General features: G+C 45.8%; 19 protein-coding genes and 1 riboswitch. Of the genes, 13 read left to right on the top strand and 6 right to left on the bottom strand.

Annotation, left to right across the window (positions count from 1 at the left end; all coding sequences use genetic code 11):
• The first annotated feature begins 24 nt into the window (after window positions 1-24).
• The 11 genes from kdsD to mgtE all read left to right on the top strand — a co-directional run bounded on the left by kdsD (window position 25) and on the right by mgtE (window position 8,297).
• On the top strand, window positions 25-996 hold the full coding sequence (gene kdsD, locus AB4482_RS11740; protein ID WP_017058917.1) for an arabinose-5-phosphate isomerase KdsD: 972 nt from the start codon (window positions 25-27) through the stop codon (window positions 994-996).
• A complete protein-coding gene (gene kdsC, locus AB4482_RS11735) occupies window positions 996-1,553 on the top strand; it encodes a 3-deoxy-manno-octulosonate-8-phosphatase KdsC (RefSeq protein WP_017058916.1) in 558 nt (185 codons plus the stop codon). The genes kdsD and kdsC overlap by 1 nt, the downstream gene beginning before the upstream one ends.
• A complete protein-coding gene (lptC, locus tag AB4482_RS11730; protein WP_004735306.1) occupies window positions 1,550-2,113 on the top strand; it encodes an LPS export ABC transporter periplasmic protein LptC in 564 nt (187 codons plus the stop codon). Before kdsC ends, lptC begins: the two co-directional genes overlap by 4 nt.
• Complete coding sequence (gene lptA, locus AB4482_RS11725) at window positions 2,094-2,588, top strand: lipopolysaccharide transport periplasmic protein LptA (protein ID WP_017058914.1); 495 nt, start codon at window positions 2,094-2,096, stop codon at window positions 2,586-2,588. The genes lptC and lptA overlap by 20 nt, the downstream gene beginning before the upstream one ends.
• Window positions 2,589-2,590: 2 nt before the next feature.
• Entirely contained in the window at window positions 2,591-3,316 is a 726-nt protein-coding gene (gene lptB / locus AB4482_RS11720) for an LPS export ABC transporter ATP-binding protein (RefSeq protein WP_004735304.1), read from the top strand.
• A gap of 54 nt (window positions 3,317-3,370) precedes the next feature.
• Window positions 3,371-4,831, top strand: a complete 1,461-nt coding sequence (locus AB4482_RS11715) for an RNA polymerase factor sigma-54 (protein ID WP_017058913.1) — start codon at window positions 3,371-3,373, stop codon at window positions 4,829-4,831.
• A 62-nt stretch (window positions 4,832-4,893) separates the two neighbouring features.
• Window positions 4,894-5,181 carry a ribosome hibernation promoting factor gene (gene hpf, locus AB4482_RS11710; RefSeq protein ID WP_009847742.1) on the top strand — a complete coding sequence of 96 codons (288 nt, stop codon included), beginning with the start codon at window positions 4,894-4,896 and terminating at the stop codon, window positions 5,179-5,181.
• A gap of 1 nt (window position 5,182) precedes the next feature.
• A complete protein-coding gene (ptsN, locus tag AB4482_RS11705) occupies window positions 5,183-5,644 on the top strand; it encodes a PTS IIA-like nitrogen regulatory protein PtsN (RefSeq protein WP_004738707.1) in 462 nt (153 codons plus the stop codon).
• Window position 5,645: 1 nt separating this feature from the next.
• On the top strand, window positions 5,646-6,515 hold the full coding sequence (gene rapZ / locus AB4482_RS11700) for an RNase adapter RapZ (RefSeq protein ID WP_017063735.1): 870 nt from the start codon (window positions 5,646-5,648) through the stop codon (window positions 6,513-6,515).
• Window positions 6,516-6,517: 2 nt separating this feature from the next.
• Window positions 6,518-6,793 carry an HPr family phosphocarrier protein gene (locus AB4482_RS11695; protein ID WP_017066670.1) on the top strand — a complete coding sequence of 92 codons (276 nt, stop codon included), beginning with the start codon at window positions 6,518-6,520 and terminating at the stop codon, window positions 6,791-6,793.
• A 148-nt stretch (window positions 6,794-6,941) separates the two neighbouring features.
• Window positions 6,942-8,297, top strand: a complete 1,356-nt coding sequence (mgtE, locus tag AB4482_RS11690; protein ID WP_017058911.1) for a magnesium transporter — start codon at window positions 6,942-6,944, stop codon at window positions 8,295-8,297.
• Window positions 8,298-8,393: 96 nt separating this feature from the next.
• Here mgtE and pmbA read toward each other — a convergent pair whose 3' ends face one another.
• Window positions 8,394-9,737: a metalloprotease PmbA gene (gene pmbA / locus AB4482_RS11685; RefSeq protein WP_171733234.1), complete on the bottom strand. Its 1,344-nt coding sequence runs from the start codon at window positions 9,735-9,737 to the stop codon at window positions 8,394-8,396.
• Window positions 9,738-9,855: 118 nt separating this feature from the next.
• Between pmbA and yjgA the strand changes: the two genes are divergently transcribed.
• Window positions 9,856-10,380: a ribosome biogenesis factor YjgA gene (gene yjgA / locus AB4482_RS11680; RefSeq protein ID WP_239716708.1), complete on the top strand. Its 525-nt coding sequence runs from the start codon at window positions 9,856-9,858 to the stop codon at window positions 10,378-10,380.
• A gap of 106 nt (window positions 10,381-10,486) precedes the next feature.
• On the opposite strand, the gene thiQ is transcribed toward yjgA, so the two are convergent.
• From thiQ to mpl, 5 genes are all read right to left on the bottom strand, one after another.
• On the bottom strand, window positions 10,487-11,191 hold the full coding sequence (gene thiQ / locus AB4482_RS11675) for a thiamine ABC transporter ATP-binding protein (RefSeq protein WP_017071293.1): 705 nt from the start codon (window positions 11,189-11,191) through the stop codon (window positions 10,487-10,489).
• Window positions 11,191-12,804, bottom strand: coding sequence for a thiamine/thiamine pyrophosphate ABC transporter permease ThiP (thiP, locus tag AB4482_RS11670; RefSeq protein WP_372180982.1), 1,614 nt, complete (start codon window positions 12,802-12,804; stop codon window positions 11,191-11,193). The genes thiQ and thiP overlap by 1 nt, the downstream gene beginning before the upstream one ends.
• 92 nt (window positions 12,805-12,896) lie before the next feature.
• Entirely contained in the window at window positions 12,897-13,889 is a 993-nt protein-coding gene (gene thiB / locus AB4482_RS11665; protein WP_102320274.1) for a thiamine ABC transporter substrate binding subunit, read from the bottom strand.
• Window positions 13,890-13,942: 53 nt separating this feature from the next.
• Window positions 13,943-14,062, bottom strand: a riboswitch (TPP riboswitch).
• Between the two features lie 43 nt (window positions 14,063-14,105).
• The gene (locus AB4482_RS11660) at window positions 14,106-14,729 is read right to left on the bottom strand and encodes a flavin prenyltransferase UbiX (protein ID WP_372128573.1); all 624 of its coding nucleotides are present in this window, start codon (window positions 14,727-14,729) and stop codon (window positions 14,106-14,108) included.
• 38 nt (window positions 14,730-14,767) lie between these two features.
• On the bottom strand, window positions 14,768-16,126 hold the full coding sequence (mpl, locus tag AB4482_RS11655; protein WP_372180981.1) for a UDP-N-acetylmuramate:L-alanyl-gamma-D-glutamyl-meso-diaminopimelate ligase: 1,359 nt from the start codon (window positions 16,124-16,126) through the stop codon (window positions 14,768-14,770).
• Between the two features lie 270 nt (window positions 16,127-16,396).
• Between mpl and fbp the strand changes: the two genes are divergently transcribed.
• On the top strand, window positions 16,397-17,407 hold the full coding sequence (gene fbp, locus AB4482_RS11650; protein WP_017633404.1) for a class 1 fructose-bisphosphatase: 1,011 nt from the start codon (window positions 16,397-16,399) through the stop codon (window positions 17,405-17,407).
• Window positions 17,408-17,452: the final 45 nt, after the last annotated feature.

Raw genomic sequence — 17,452 nt, 5'->3', positions numbered from 1 at the left:
AACTTCCCGTACTTGGAGTATTTGATGTCTCAGCCATTTGATTACCGCAGCGTTGCAAAACAAGTTTTGGAAACCGAAGTTGCAGGTCTCACTCAATTAGACCAATATTTTAATGATGATTTTTGTAAAGCTTGCGACCTTATCCTGAACAACAAAGGCAAAGTCGTTGTGATGGGCATGGGTAAATCAGGCCACATTGGCAACAAAATCGCAGCAACATTGGCAAGTACCGGGACATCGGCTTTCTTTGTTCACCCAGGCGAAGCGGCGCATGGCGACTTAGGCATGATCGAACCTGGTGATATTGTGATTGCAATATCCAACTCCGGCGAATCGGGAGAAATCCTCAGCCTATTTCCTGTGTTAAAGCGTCTGAGCATCAAGATCATCAGCATGACAGGCAAGCCAGCATCAAACATGGCAACCCTGTCTGATATCCATTTACAAATTTCAGTACCGGAAGAAGCTTGTCCGCTGGGCTTAGCACCAACAACAAGCACCACGGCGACTTTGGTCATGGGTGATGCATTAGCCGTTGCACTTTTGCAGGCTCGAGGCTTCACCGCTCAAGACTTTGCCCTGTCTCATCCTGGTGGCGCTTTAGGTCGTCAGCTGCTGTTGAAGCTCGACGACATCATGCACACAGGCGATTCACTTCCTGTTGTAGCACCCGACGCACTAGTAAGAGACGCTCTACTAGAGATATCTCAGAAAGGCTTAGGCATGACAGCAATCGTTGGTGAAGATGGCCAAATGGCCGGTATTTTTACCGATGGTGATTTACGCCGTATCTTAGACAAACGCGTTGATATCCATAACACGCAGATCGGTGATGTGATGACGCTAAACCCGACGGTAGCCGAGCCAAACATGCTCGCGGTTGAGGGCTTAAACTTGATGCAAGCGAAGAGCATCAATGGCCTGATGTTATGCCAAGAAGGTAAATTAGTCGGAGCGTTAAACATGCATGACTTACTGAAAGCAGGAGTAATGTAATGACACAGACAGTCGAAACTCTATACGGCACTGTTAATTCAGATGTATTTGCAATTGCAAAAGAGATCAAACTGCTGATTTGCGATGTCGATGGTGTCTTCTCTGATGGTCGCATCTACATGGGCAACAACGGTGAAGAGCTGAAAACCTTCCACACTCGTGACGGTTACGGTATCAAATCACTGATGAACGCAGGCATTGAAATCGCGATCATCACGGGTCGCAAATCTCAAATTGTTGAGAATCGTATGACCGCTCTAGGCATTAAGCTGATTTATCAAGGTCAAGACGATAAAGTTAAGGCATACCAAGATATTTGCGATAAGCTTTCTGTAAACCCTGAAAATACAGGTTACATCGGAGACGATCTGATTGACTGGCCTGTAATGGAAAAAGTTGGCTTGAAGGTCTGTGTGGCAGATGGGCACCCGCTACTTGCAAAGCGTGCAAACTACGTGACAACCATTAACGGTGGTCATGGCGCGGTACGTGAAGTCTGTGACCTTATTTTACAAGCAAGAAATGAACTCGACGTGCATAAAGGTTTAAGCATATGAGTTTTACTCGTATTATCTATTTAATACTCATATTTATTGCCTCTTGGTCGACCTATTACTTGTACGACAAAGAGCAAACATCAACGATACAAGTGGCTCCAAATTTGGAGCTGCCCGCGTTTAGTGGCAAAAGCCTGAACAACATTAGCTACGACGAAAGCGGTATTCGCAGCTATCAGGTTGAATCGACGTATTTAGAACACTACTCAGTAGTTGGCGATACGCACTTTCAAAACCCAGTTCTTTCGGTATTCCGTGAAGGGCACACGATTGAATGGCAAGTCACCGCTGATCGCGCGATTATGGATGAGAATCAAGTTGTCACGTTTTATGACAACGTCGTAGCAAAGAACCTGTTGCCAGAAGCCAGCTTCGATACAATGACCACAGATAAAATGGTTGTTGAGCTGCCTAGCCGAGATTTTTATTCAGAGACTCCGGTCCATATGATCGGTACATTTTTTGAAACTGAGGGACAAGCAATGAAAGGTAACTTCGGTACCAACAATGCAACCCTCTTTAATTCTGTTCAAGGTAGATATGAAACTCTTACACCTTAGTTTATTCGCTTTGACCCTTGCGGCACCTAATGTCTATGCTCTGTCTTCGGATAGTGAGCAACCTGTCTACATTGACTCAGACAGCCAGCAATTGGATATGAAAAGTAACCAAGTGACTTTCCTTGGTGATGTGAACCTTAAACAAGGCAGCATCAATATCAATGCCGATAAGGTTATTGTTACTCGTAACGCCGTAAACGGTGAGATTGAAGAAATTCAAGGCTTCGGTAAGCCAGCAACCTTCTCTCAGCTTACTGACGACGGTAAGACACTCTACGGTGAAGCTGACGACCTGCACTACCAGCTTGTTGCCGACCGACTGATCATGACTAAGAATGCGATGTTATCTCAAGATGGCAGCATCATTCGCGGTTCTAAGATCACTTACCAGATCGGTTCTCAGAAATTAGTCGCTGACAGTGGTGAAAACAAACGAGTGTCAACGGTTTTACAACCAACGGAAGTGAATAAGTAACGATGGCTGTTCTTAAAGCAAAAAACCTAGCGAAAACCTACAGTAAACGTAAGGTTGTTACCGATGTAAGCTTACAGGTAGAGTCAGGCCAGATCGTCGGTCTGCTTGGGCCTAACGGTGCAGGTAAAACCACATCTTTCTATATGATTGTTGGTTTGGTGGCGCGTGATGAAGGTACCATCAGCATTGATGACCGAGACATCAGTATCTTACCAATGCACAGCCGCTCTCGTCTTGGTATCGGTTACCTGCCTCAAGAAGCATCGATTTTCCGTAAGTTGTCCGTAGAGAACAACATCATGGCGGTTTTACAAACCCGTGATGAAATGACCAACGAACAACGCCAAGATAAGCTGGAAGACCTGCTAGAAGAGTTCCACATCCAACATATCCGCACCAGCAATGGTATGGCTCTGTCGGGTGGTGAGCGTCGTCGTGTAGAGATTGCTCGTGCACTAGCAGCAAACCCGCAGTTCATTCTATTGGATGAACCATTCGCCGGTGTTGACCCGATCTCAGTAATCGATATCAAAAAAATCATTGTTCACCTGCGTGATCGCGGCTTGGGCGTTTTGATTACCGACCACAACGTTCGTGAAACATTAGACGTGTGTGAAAAAGCTTACATCGTAAGCCAAGGACACCTGATCGCTGAGGGTACTCCTGAAGATGTTCTCAATAACGAACAAGTTAAACAAGTTTATCTAGGCGAACAATTCCGTCTATGATTATATAGAGAGTATCGAGAGTTCTAAGAATAATAACTAGGTAAGTCACACTGAATGAAACCCTCATTACAACTTAAGCTAGGCCAACAGTTAGCAATGACTCCTCAATTGCAGCAAGCGATTCGTTTGTTGCAATTGTCTACTTTAGATTTGCAGCAAGAGATTCAAGAAGCACTTGAATCTAACCCACTACTCGATGTCGAAGAAGGCAATGAAGATACGCCAACATCGGAAGAAAAACCTAGCAGTGACGAAAAAGAAACTGTTGAAGCCACAGAGCAAGACTTACCTGATAGCTCAGACTTAATCGAAAAATCAGAGATTGGCAACGAACTAGAAATCGACACAACTTGGGAAGACGTCTACAGCGCGAACACCGGTAACACGGGTATTGCGATTGATGACGACATGCCGGTTTATCAAGGCGAAACCACTCAAAGCCTGCACGATTACCTACTTTGGCAACTCGACTTAACGCCATTCACTGACACCGACCGAAGCATCGCTTTTGCATTAATCGATGCCATCGACGACTACGGCTACCTCACTGTAACTTGTGAAGACATCCTTGAAAACTTCGACAATGAAGAGATCGAGCTTGATGAAATTGAAGCGGTACGTAAACGAATTCAGCAGTTTGATCCGCTAGGTGTCGGTTCAGTCAACCTGCAAGATTGCTTGTTACTGCAACTGGCAACCTTTCCCCAAGATACGCCTTGGCTTAACGAAGCTAAGTTAGTACTTACTAGCCATATCGACCAACTCGGCAATCGCGATTACAAACTGGTTATCAAAGAGACCAAGTTGAAAGAAGCAGAACTACGTGAAGTTTTGCAACTGATTCAACAGCTGGACCCTCGTCCTGGCAGTAAGATTACTCCGGATGAAACTGAGTATGTGGTTCCAGATGTATCTGTCTTCAAAGACCTTGGCAAATGGTTAGTCACCATTAACCCTGATAGCGTGCCTAAGTTGAAAGTGAATCAGCAGTACGCTGATCTGGGCAGTAAAGGCAACAGCGCCGACAATCAATACATCCGCTCAAATTTGCAAGAAGCAAAGTGGTTAATTAAAAGCCTAGAGAGCCGAAATGAGACGCTACTCAAAGTTGCGCGATGCATTGTTGAACATCAGCGTGATTTCTTCGAACATGGCGAAGAAGCGATGAAGCCAATGGTTCTTAATGATGTTGCGTTAGCTGTTGATATGCACGAATCCACGATCTCTCGTGTGACGACTCAAAAATTCATGCATACGCCACGTGGCATCTTCGAGCTCAAATACTTTTTCTCAAGCCATGTCAGCACTGACAATGGCGGTGAATGTTCATCTACAGCAATTCGCGCACTCATCAAGAAGCTTGTCGCAGCGGAAAATACCGCGAAGCCTCTAAGTGATAGTAAGATTGCTGCTTTACTGGCTGACCAAGGAATTCAGGTAGCTAGACGTACCATAGCGAAATACCGTGAGTCTCTGGGCATTGCCCCATCGAGTCAGCGTAAACGCCTGCTATAAGCTCATTTAGTCGCTAGTTACTTAGCAACTATGATCAGGCAACCAACTGAAAAGGAAAGTCTATGCAAATCAATATTCAAGGCCATCACGTTGATCTTACCGATTCAATGCAAGACTATGTTCACACCAAATTCGACAAACTTGAGCGCTTCTTTGATCATATCAATAGCGTTCAGGTTGTTTTAAAAGTTGAGAAAATCAATCAAATCGCAGAAGCTACCCTGCATATAAATCAGGGGGAAATCCATGCGACAGCAACAGATGAAAGCATGTATGCCGCGATTGATTCATTGGTTGATAAACTCGTCCGCCAACTCAACAAGCACAAAGAAAAGCTAAGTAGTCACTAACATGCAATTAAGCGAAGTACTTTCATTGGACTGCACCAAAAGTGCAGTCCAATGCACAAGCAAAAAAAGAGCCCTTGAGCTCATCAGCCAGATAGCAGCTGAGAGCTGCGGTCAAGATTCAACAGAGCTATTTGAGTGTATGTTGAGCCGTGAGAAGATGGGCAGTACCGGTATTGGTAATGGTATCGCGATTCCCCATGCTCGTATGAATGTCAGTGATAAAGCGATAGCTGTATTACTGCAATGCCAAGATCCTATCGAATTTGATGCGATTGATAATCGTCCTGTCGACCTACTATTTGCCCTGCTTGTTCCTAGCGAACAATGCAAAGAGCATCTAAAAACCCTTTCTTGTATGGCAGAACGACTAAACGACAAGCAGACTCTTAAACAGCTGCGTAATGCTCAGAGCGATCAAGAGCTTTACGACATCATGATTCAAGTGCCAACTTGCGAGCAATAACATGCGATTAATCGTGGTTAGTGGCCAATCAGGGGCCGGTAAAAGTGTTGCGTTACGAGTCCTAGAAGACTTGGGGTATTACTGTGTCGATAATCTACCAGTAAACCTGCTCAACAACTTTGTCGAATCGGTACGCGAAAGCAACCAAAACGTTGCGGTAAGTATTGATATACGTAACCTACCGAAAGAGCCTCAGTTAGTCACCGACACGCTCGAGCAACTCGAGTCAGCTACAAACATCGATGTTGATGTATTGTTCCTCGATGCCAGCAAGCAGACACTCCTTAAGCGCTACAGCGAAACCCGCAGAATCCACCCTTTATCAATTGGCCAAGAAAAGCTCTCTCTTGAGCAAGCGATTGATTTAGAGAAGACACTTCTGACACCTCTCGCAGAGCACGCCAGCATTGTGATCGACAGCAGTGACTGCAACCTCTACGAATTGAGTGAAAAGGTTCGATTTAAAGTTGAAGGCAAAGAGAAGCAAGAGCTGATCATCGTCTTTCAATCTTTCGGTTTTAAGTATGGCTTGCCAAGTGATGCCGACTACGTGTTTGATGTTCGCTTTTTGCCGAACCCTCACTGGGAACCTGCACTACGACCACTAACCGGGCTAGATGCACCAATTCACTCCTTTCTAGAAGAACACTCAGAAGTTCTGGAACTCAAGCAACAGATCCAAGGCTTTGTTGAACAGTGGTTACCAATGTTAGAGAAGAACAATCGCAGTTACCTAACGGTCGCGATTGGCTGTACTGGCGGCAAACACCGCTCGGTTTATCTAACCCAGAAAATTGGTGAGTACTTTGAGCAACTTGGCCATCAAGTTCAAATCAGACACGCCTCCCTAGAGAAGCACCAACAGGGCTAACCATGGAATTAACTCGAACTGTACTGATCCAAAATCGCTTGGGTCTTCACGCTAGAGCAGCCGTAAAGTTGGTTGAGCTTGCACAAAGCTTTGATGCAACCATCACTATCCATAGCGAAGAAGATAAAACAGCAACAGCAGACAGCGTAATGGGGTTACTTATGCTGGAATCAGCGCAAGGGCAACATATTACGATTCAAGCTGCAGGTACCGATTCACAGCAAGCACTGGATGCCGTCTGTCATCTCATTGAAGACAAGTTTGATGAGGGTGAGTAGCTAAGACGCTTTACTCACAACACCGCAAACTCAAACGGTGAACCAACCTATATTAAATCTTAGTTCTACCTAAGTTTATGATTTAAATAAGCCCTAGAATTAAGTTACTATTCCAAGCATTGTAAGAATAATGAGATAGGAGGAAAATATGGCAGAGCAATTAGAATTCGACCAAGCTCACCAAACCCTCCAAGAAGTCAGCGAAGCCCTAGAAAACGGCCGATTTGTTCACGTACGCCGACAACTTCAGGACATGGAACCTGAGGATATTGCACACCTTTTAGAAGCCTCCCCTCGCAAAAGTCGTGACGTACTCTGGCAACTCACCGATCCTGAAGACTACGGTGAAATTCTTGATGAACTAAACGAAGACGTCAAAGATGCTCTTGTGTCGAAAATGGCACCTGAGACCTTGGCAGAAGCAACCGAAGGTATGGAAACCGATGACGTCGCGTACGTACTTCGAAGCCTACCCGACGATGTTTCTCGCGAAGTCCTTTCTCAAATGGACTCCGTCGATCGTGCATTAGTTGAAACTGCCCTGTCGTACCCTGAAGATTCAGCGGGTGCGATCATGAACACTGACGTAATCACGATTCGTGGTGATGTCGATGTTGACGTTGTATTGCGCTACATGCGTATGCGTGGCGAACTGCCGGATGCAACTGATGCTCTGTATGTTATTGATGAAGAAGAACGTCTTATCGGTAACCTATCACTTACCACGCTAGTAACGACTCAACCTGATGTCCCTGTTTCAGAAGTGATGGATGATGCCGACGAAGCGATCGCGGTAGAAACCAGTGCGTCAGATATCGCGAGCCTGTTTGAACGTCGTAACTGGGTTTCTGCGCCTGTCATCGATAGTAACCAGCACCTTGTTGGTCGTATCACCATCGATGACGTGGTTGATGTTATCCGTGAAGATGCCGAACACTCAATGATGAGTATGGCGGGTATGGACGATGACGAAGATACCTTCGCACCGGTCGTAAAATCTGCTCGTCGTCGTAGTGTGTGGCTTGGTGCTAACGTACTCGCAGCACTGGCGGCAGCATCTGTATCAAACATGTTTGAAGCAACGCTCGATCAAATGGCAGCGATTGCGGTTCTGATGACTATCGTGCCTTCGATGGGGGGTGTTGCGGGTAACCAAACCGTTGCTCTGGTGATTCGTGGTTTGGCACTCGGTCATATCGGTGACAGTAACAAACGCGAACTGCTACTCAAAGAGGCAGCCATCGGCTTCCTAAACGGCGTTCTATGGGCCGTTATCATTGGTGGTATCGTGGTGGCTTGGAAAGGTAACTGGATACTGGGAGGCATCATCTCAGCGGCGATGATGACCAACTTAATTGTCGCAGGTATTGCTGGTGTAACTATCCCAGTGATGTTGAAGAAGATGAATATCGATCCAGCCCTTGCTGGCGGTATGGCACTGACCACAGTAACCGATGTTATTGGCCTATCGGTGTTCCTAGGCTTAGCGACCATACTGATCTAGTTAGCATAAGCAGTTAGCCAATTTTTGGCGAAATACAGAAAACAAAAAGGGAGCCACGGCTCCCTTTTTTAATTCATCAGATTCGCTTTAATTGAATTACTCACCCGCGACTTTCATCGACTCAAGCAGGATAGAACCCGTTTGAATTTGCGAACGTGTTTCTACGTCGTTACCCACAGCAACAATCTGAGTAAACATGTCTTTTAGGTTACCTGCGATTGTTACTTCTGATACTGGGTATTGGATCTCTCCGTTTTCAACCCAGAAACCTGCAGCGCCACGTGAATAATCACCCGTTACGGTGTTTACGCCTTGGCCCATCACTTCAGTGACTAGGAAGCCAGTACCCAACTCTTTTAGCATCTGCTCAAAGTTTTGACCGGTCGATTTAACGAACCAGTTATGAATACCACCAGCATGACCGGTTGGCGTCATATCCATCTTACGTGCGGCATAGCTCGTTAGTAGGTAAGTTGCTAGCACACCGTCAGTGATGATTTCACGATCTTGAGTGAACACACCTTCGCTATCGAATGGGCTTGAAGCCAAACCACGCAAGATATGTGGTCGCTCAGAAATGTTAAACCAGTCAGGTAGGATTTTCTGACCGAGATGATCCAATAGGAATGACGACTTGCGGTAAAGGTTACCGCCACTGATCGCCATAACAAGGTGACCAATCAAGCCAGTTGCCACATCATTAGCGAACATAATTGGGTACTGGCCTGTTGGTAGCTTTTTCGCATCCAAACGGCTAATCGTCTTTTCTGCAGCTTCCTGACCTACACGCTCAGGCGTCCACAGTTCGTCACGGTGACGTGCAACGGTGTAGCTGTAGTCACGTTCCATTTCACCATTAGCGCCTTGTCCAATCACGCAGCAGCTCGTGCTATGACGGCTTGAAGCGTAGCTGGCTAGTAAGCCATGACTGTTACCGTAAACCTTAACACCGTAGTGACTGTCGTAGCTCGCGCCATCACTCTGTTTGATCTTATCGCTATAAGCGAGCGCTTGCTTCTCAGCTGCAATCGCAATCTCAGCGGCATAGTCAGGGTTAGGCTCGTCAGGGTGGAAAAGATCCAAGTCTGGAATTTCTTTTACCATGTATTCTTTTGCTGCAGGACCTGAAAACGGGTCTTCAGATGTGTACTGAGCGATATCAAGCGCGGCTGCTACCGTTTGAGCAATAGCCTTCTCACTCAGGTCAGATGTAGATGCGCTGCCTTTTTTCTGGCCGCGATAAACAGTAATACCAAGTGCACCATCACTATTAAATTCAACGTTTTCCACTTCACACATACGTGTTGAAACACTTAAACCCGTTGACTTAGTAATAGCAACTTCAGCGGCGTCGGCACTCACAGAGGCCATGTCCAACGCTTTTGCTACTGCGGCTTCTAGCTCAACTCTTTGCTGGGCGACTTGCTGTTTTACATCCATATCTATTCTAATTTTGTAGGTCAATATTACGTAGGATAACAAGAATTTCGCTTTCTCCCCAAGATTCTTGCTAAAATAGGCAATATATTCGTTTGAGATAGTGACATAGGCAGAAAAGATGGCTCGCAAAAACCAAAAAGCCCCATGGGAACCAGAAGAAGAAATCATCTGGGTAAGTAAGACAGAAATGAAAACGGACATGGATGCCCTGCAAAAGCTGGGAGAAGAGCTTGTTGGTCTAAAGCCTTCTGTATTAGACAAATTTCCTCTGTCTGAAGATTTGGCACAAGCGATTAAAGATGCACAACGCTTTAAAAATGAAGCGAAGCGCCGTCAACTTCAATACATTGGTAAAGTAATGCGCAATGTTGATCCTGAGCCAATTCAAGCGGCTTTGGATAAAGTACGTAACAAGCACTCGCAAGCAACCGCTGAACTGCACAAGCTTGAGCAACTGCGTGATCGCGTTGTTGCTGAAGGCGATGCTGCCATTTCAGAAGTCATGGACATGTACCCTGAAGCAGACCGTCAGCGTCTTCGTCAGCTAGCTCGCCAAGCTAACAAAGAGAAATCAGCGAACAAGCCAGCAAAGGCTTCTCGTGAGATCTTCCAAATCTTAAAAGAGCTAAAGCTAGAAGACTAATCTTTGTCGCTTTATTCTGTAAGACAATAAAAGACCTAGCGCATGCTAGGTCTTTTTGTTTTCTACGTACTCAATATCAGAGAGATTAAACAAGAGTGATGAATCGTCACTCACCCGCTTTAACAAATGAGCTTAATTCTGTCTGTGGATGATCCGCCGTCAGTGCCTCTATCGAGTCTTCAACCAACACCTTACCTAGCGCCACAAACACAAACTTATTCGCGATACTGCGTGCGTCACCTAAATGGTGAGTCACCATCAAGACCGTAATATTTCGCTCTGCCGCTAATCGCTTCACTAAGCTAAGCATCTCTTCACGCAGCAAAGGATCAAGCGCAGAGAAAGGTTCATCAAGCAGCCAAATATCATGAGGTTGGACAAAACAACGCGCTAACGCAACACGCTGGCGTTGACCGCCGGATAAGTGCTCAGGCAACCTATCCAAATACTCAGCGACGCCAACTTGCGCTGCGGCTTGCTCCACAGCTTGCTTTTGGGTTGCAGTAAGCTTTAAACCTGGATGCAGACCTAAACCAATATTTTCTCGCACCGTAAGGTGAGCAAACAGGTTGTGCTCTTGAAACAACATCGCCAACGGACGCTGATGTGCTTCTTTACCAATAAGCGACTGCCCAGCCACTGATATCTCACCCGATGTAGGCTCGATAAACCCCGCAACTAGCGCCAACAGTGTAGACTTACCCGCACCACTCGGCCCCATAAGCGCAACAATATCGCCCTGCTCAGCTTGAAAATCAAAGCTAAACAACTCTCTGTGATAATGGTAATCCACATCTTTCATCACTAACATCATCGGTTCCTTAATTCTTTAGCATCGAGCTTAGATCTTCGAGTAAATAAGAATTCTATTAAGCTAAAACTGCCGACACTCAGTAACAGTAAGCTCACAGAAACTACCGCCGCCGCTTCCATTTGATAGCTGCCTAACAATTGGAATAGGTACAAAGGCAGAGTTCTAAAATCTTGGCTACCAAACAAAGCAATCGCGCTTAAGTCACCCATCGCCAACATAAAGCTAATCGAGAAGGCTTGCGCCATCGGCTTACGCAATGCTCGCCACTCCACTAACCTAAAACGCGTGAAACCTGTCATACCCAAGCTTGCACACACATACTGGTACTGCTGAGACAAATGCAGCATAGGTTGAGCTAGGGTTTTAATTACGTAAGGCAGCGCCATTAAGCTGTTGACGGCAATCACGATAAAGAAAGCTAAACTGAATACATCGGTGAATGAACGCAGTAATAAGAAGATACCCGTACTGATCACCAGCCCCGGAGTCACCAAGATAATAGTGCCAATCAGCTCGATTTTATCGGCTCGAAAATTCTTGTTCTGTAAACGCCATGCTCGGCTAGTCAGTAGTATGGCGATACCAATACCAACTGCGATAACACTTGCTAATGACGCGACTTTAACCGAGGTCATTAACGCCGCCCAAAACGGCTCGCTGCTGAGTACGGTTAATGCCTGCGAGTTAATTCCACTGACGATAACCATAGCTAATGGCGGCAATACCAGCATTGAGACTATGATGATCCAAAAGCTATCCCAAGCTTTTGACCACCAGCTGTCCTTAACCAAATATTTCTCTTCAGACAACTGACTGGCCGTCACTGAAATAGGCTTCGATAGGCGTTGAATGCTCACCGCTAGCACACCACACAGCAGCATTTGCCATATCGCGAGCAAGGCACCAGCTTGAAGGTCAAAGTCGAATTTAATCGCCTGATAAATAGCGAGCTCGATAGTGGTTGATTTAGGTCCACCGCCTAGCGCCATCACGGTAGCAAAGCTGGTAAAACACAACATGAAGACTAAGCCACACACATGAGGCAATTGCTGTCTTAAACGTGGCCATTCAACCCATCTGAATTTGTTCCAATGACTCATACCCAAATGAGCACAAAGCTTGTGTTGCTCGGCAGGCACGGTATCTAACGCTTGTAAAAGTAAGCGACTGGCATAAGGCAAGTTAAAGAAAACGTGCGCCAGCAAAATACCATTCAATCCGTATATGGAAAATGGCAATTCAATATCGAAGCTCGCCAAAAACTTAGCTAACCAACCACTATTGCCATAGATCGCAAGTAAGCCAAATACACCCACTAACACCGGCAGGACTAAGGTCGACGCGAACAGCCTTAACAACAAAGCGCGTCCAAAAAATTGTCTACGACACAGCGCATGAGCAATAGGTATAGCAAAGCCAACACTCAGTGCCGTTGAGAGTGCCGCCTGATAAAAACTGAATTTCGTTACATGCCAATAGTAGGGATCGGACCATACTTGGCTGATATCAAGAGAAGGGGCATTGCTAAGCAATGCCCCAACTGCTGAAACCACGAAGGCGGTAATGAGTATCGCAACCCAGATACCTACCTTAGGTGTTTTCTTTATCATAGATTGATTTTTTACCGTAAATGGTTCGCTCAGTTAACATCGAACAAACCTTTAAATACAGAAAGTTAGAAAGCTAATTTTTTAAAAGCAAATTAAAAAGTAAGTGCACTCTGCCATTCACGAATCCATGGCTTACGCTTAGCTGCAATTTCTTCGGGCGTAAAGCTTAGCGCTTTCTGAGGAACCGTAAGTTGCTCGAACCCTTTTGGAAGCTCAATATCGGTCACTGGGTACATCCAGTTGCCTGTTGGCATCGCCGATTGGAATTCATCACTTAGGATAAACGCCATAAACTCATCAGCAAGCTTTTCGTTCTTGCTGCCTTTAACCTTAGCGGCCACTTCCACTTGAGTGTAATGCCCTTCTTCGAAGCTTGCTGCTGCATACTTAGAATCGCTTTCAGCAATAATGTGGTAAGCCGGAGACGTTGTATAAGACAACACTAAATCCGACTCGCCTTCTAGGAACATAGAGTAAGCTTCAGACCAGCCTTTGGTTACAGTCACTGTTTTCTGAGCAAGCTTCTTCCATGCTGCTGTCGCTTCATCACCGTATACTGATTTCATCCAAAGCATCATGCCTTGGCCTGGTGTTGATGTACGTGGATCTTGGTAGATGACCTTAAGATCATCACGCTGCTCAACCAGTTCTTTCAAGCTCTTCGGCGGGTTTTCCAGTTTCTCTTTATTGTAAACAAAAGCAAAGTAGCCAAAGTCATAGGGTACAAAAGTGCTGTCGTTCCAACCATTAGGAAGCGTTACCGATGACGTATCAACATTATGCTCAGCCAATAAGCCCGTCGCTTTCGCTTCAGCCATCAGGTTGTTGTCGAGACCTAGCAAGATATCGGCTTTGCTGTTGCCGCCCTCAAGACGTAAACGGTTCAGAATAGACACGCCATCTTCTAGAGCGACAAAATTCACATCACAACCACACTTCTCTTCGAATGCTTTTTCAACGGCAGGACGAGGGCCCCAATCCGCAGCAAAAGAGTCATAGGTGTATATAGTCAAAGTGTTGTCTGCAGCAAAGGCAGAAAAAGAAATAGCTGTAGTAACAGCAAGGGTAGTTAATGTGAATTTCACTGGACGCTCTCCATGGTCTGAGCGGCACAGGTTTGAGGGAGGAGAACGGTAGAGGTTGTTCCTAACTCAATTCCTACGCCAGCATTATCTGGTTCAGGTTTACGGGTCCCAAGCACCTGCTTGATCTCAGCTCGCATTCATTATTTGAATGGTTCGCTCCCCGATGAGTGTTCAGAATTGTAATTTGATTTTTAACAATAAGCTATCAAGTTTGGATCAATTACGTTGATCGTAACCCCAACGTGGCACTAAACCTTGTTCGATACCAAGGTGATCTAGAATACGCGCCACCATAAAGTCGACCAGTTCTTCAATTGACTTAGGTTGATGATAAAAACCCGGGGCTGCAGGCATGATCGTCACGCCCATGGTCGAAAGTTTGTGCATGTTCTCGAGATGAAGCGTCGAAAATGGCGTCTCACGAACCACCAACAACAGCTGTCCTCGCTCTTTCATGACTACGTCTGCTGCTCGCTCAATCAGGTTATCCGACAATCCATGTGCAATCGAAGCCAAGCTTCCCGCGGAACATGGGCAAACGACCATCTGCTTCGGTGCAGCTGAACCAGAGGCAACCGGCGAGAACCAATCATCTTTGCCACACACCACCAGCTTTTCAGGGGCGCAGCCAAGATGTTTAACCAAAGCTTGTTTCGCCGCATCTGGCCCAGCAGGTAACTTAAGTTCATGCTCGGTCGCCAATACCACTCGCGCTGCCGATGAAATCAGCAAGTAGACCTGATAGTCGGCTGCCAAAAGGCATTCAAGTAAACGCAGGCCATAAGGCGCACCAGATGCGCCAGTGAAAGCAAGGGTTATCGCTTTATCGTGTTTTGTCATGTTCTCAATTACTTCAAATTATAAGGTCGTGGATGCCGTTAGCCTTTGAGTGCCAATCCATCCAACAGTTTTTGATGAATGCCACCAAAGCCACCATTACTCATTACCAAAATTTGGTCGCCAGCTTGTGCCTCTGAGACAATTTTAGCAACGAATGCATCCATGTCATCACTCACGTGTGCCGGTTGGTGACAAGCGTCTGCAACATCTTGAACTGACCAATCAATGTTATCCGGTTGGAATAAGTAGGTAGAATCCGCCTGCTTCAACGAATCAGCCAGTATTTCTTTGTGCACACCACGTTTCATGGTGGCAGAACGAGGCTCTAAAACGGCAATGATTTTCTTAGTGTCGACCTTATTACGTAATCCGCCGAGCGTAAGTTCAATCGCCGTTGGGTGATGAGCAAAATCGTCATAAACAGACACACCTGCCACCTCGCCTTTAAACTCCAAACGGCGCTTAGTATTAATAAAGGTAGCTAGTGATTCACAAGCAAGGTCAGGTGTCACGCCCACATGACGTGCAGCTGCAATCGCCATCAAAGCATTATTTACGTTGTGGTCGCCCACTAAATCCCAATTTACGGTTCCAACACATTCATTTTGGAAGTAAACCTCAAATTGAGAGCCATCTTTGACCAGTTTCTTGGCATCCCAGTCGCCTTGCTCGCCACTCGATTCAGTTTCACTCCAGTAACCGCGAGCTAGAACATCTTCAATAGCGCTGTCTTGCTTAGGTGAGAAAATGCGACCATTGCTTGGCACAGTACGCACCAAATGATGAAATTGTCGCTTAATCGCTTCAAGATCGTCAAAGATGTCCGCATGATCAAACTCTAGGTTATTCATCACTAAGGTTCTTGGGTGGTAATGAACGAACTTAGATCGTTTATCGAAAAAAGCACTGTCGTATTCGTCGGCTTCTACCACGAAGAACATGCTTTCACCAAGGCGAGCAGAGATACCAAAGTTACCCAACACTCCGCCAACTAAGAAGCCCGGTGCATAGCCACAGTCTTCCAAGATCCAAGCCAACATGCTTGATGTCGTGGTCTTACCGTGCGTTCCCGATACCGCTAACACCCAACGGTCATGCAGTAAGAACTCTTGCAACCACTGAGGACCAGAGGTGTATCTAAGGTTGTTATCCAACACATACTCAACACACGGATTACCGCGGCTCATTGCGTTACCGATAACCACGAGATCTGGCCTTGGTTCTAATTGGCTAGGGTCGAACCCTTCAATAATTTCAATCCCTTGTGATTCCAACAAGGTGCTCATTGGTGGGTAAACATTCGCGTCACTACCCGTAACCTTGTGACCTAATTGACGAGCCAATACCGCAGCACCACCCATGAAGGTGCCACAAATTCCTAAGATATGAATATGCATAAATTGCTTCCAAACGCTTGGCTAAATAAACAGTGCCTAATTAAAACGGCTTGCACTCATTATCATTAAATGGCGATTAAAAGCGAGCGGCAATGCAAAACAAATTGAGTCGACATAGTAAGTGAGATCTGTGTCGCTTAGTTCATTACCATTAAAAAGATCTAACCTTTAGAATTTAGGTAAGCGTCTAGATGAATAAAGCCCACTCAAGAGGCCGAATCTACAGTGCTCAAATCCCCCCTAATATTGAGAGAAGTTTAAGGAAATAACATGTCTGAGATGCGCACCCTTGGTGAGTTCATTGTTGAGAAACAGAGTGACTTCCCCCATGCAAGCGGTGATCTATCATCCCTTTTGTCGTCTATTCGACTTGCTGCAAAAATTGTTAACCGTGAGATCAACAAGGCTGGCCTAGTCGACATCACTGGCGCTGTTGGTACAGACAACGTGCAAGGTGAAGAGCAGCAAAAGCTAGACCTTTACGCGAACGACAAATTTAAAGCGGCTCTAGAAGCCCGTGACCAAGTTTGTGGTGTTGCAAGTGAAGAAGAAGACGAAGCTGTCGCCTTCAATAAAGAGCTCAACAAAAACGCAAAATACGTTGTACTGATGGATCCACTAGATGGCTCATCAAACATCGATGTAAATGTATCGGTTGGTACAATTTTCTCTATCTACCGTCGAGTATCACCGATCGGTACACCACCAACACAAGAAGATTTCTTACAGCCCGGACACAAGCAAGTAGCCGCGGGTTACGTGATTTACGGTTCTTCAACCATGCTTGTATACACAACAGGTGCTGGCGTAAATGGCTTCACCTACGACCCATCACTGGGTACCTTCTGCCTATCTCATGAAAACATGATGATTCCAGACGAAGGTAAGATTTACTCAATCAACGAAGGTAATTACATCCGCTTCCCTACGGGTGTTAAGAAGTACATCAAGTACTGCCAAGAAAATGAGCCAAGCGACAATCGCCCTTATACATCACGTTACATCGGTTCTCTAGTATCAGATTTCCACCGTAACCTTTTGAAAGGCGGCATCTACTTGTACCCAAGCACGCAAAGTCACCCTCAAGGTAAACTGCGTCTGCTTTACGAGTGCAACCCAATTGCTTTCCTTATGGAACAAGCGGGCGGCATCGCTTCAGACGGTGCTCAACGTATCATGGATATCAAACCAACTGAGCTGCACCAACGTGTACCTTTCTTTGTTGGCTCAACAAACATGGTTCGCAAAGTAGAAGAGTTTCTTGAGCTGAACCCTGAGTAGCCCTCTCATTTCATTCTCAAACTAACTGTCTCGTCCTAAAATACG

It is taken from the genome of Vibrio sp. 10N.222.55.C7 (assembly GCF_041473335.1).
In the GTDB taxonomy this organism is placed as follows: domain Bacteria; phylum Pseudomonadota; class Gammaproteobacteria; order Enterobacterales; family Vibrionaceae; genus Vibrio; species Vibrio crassostreae_C.
Note: the sequence above shows the minus strand (reverse complement) of the source record. Positions and strands in the feature narration are given on the sequence as shown.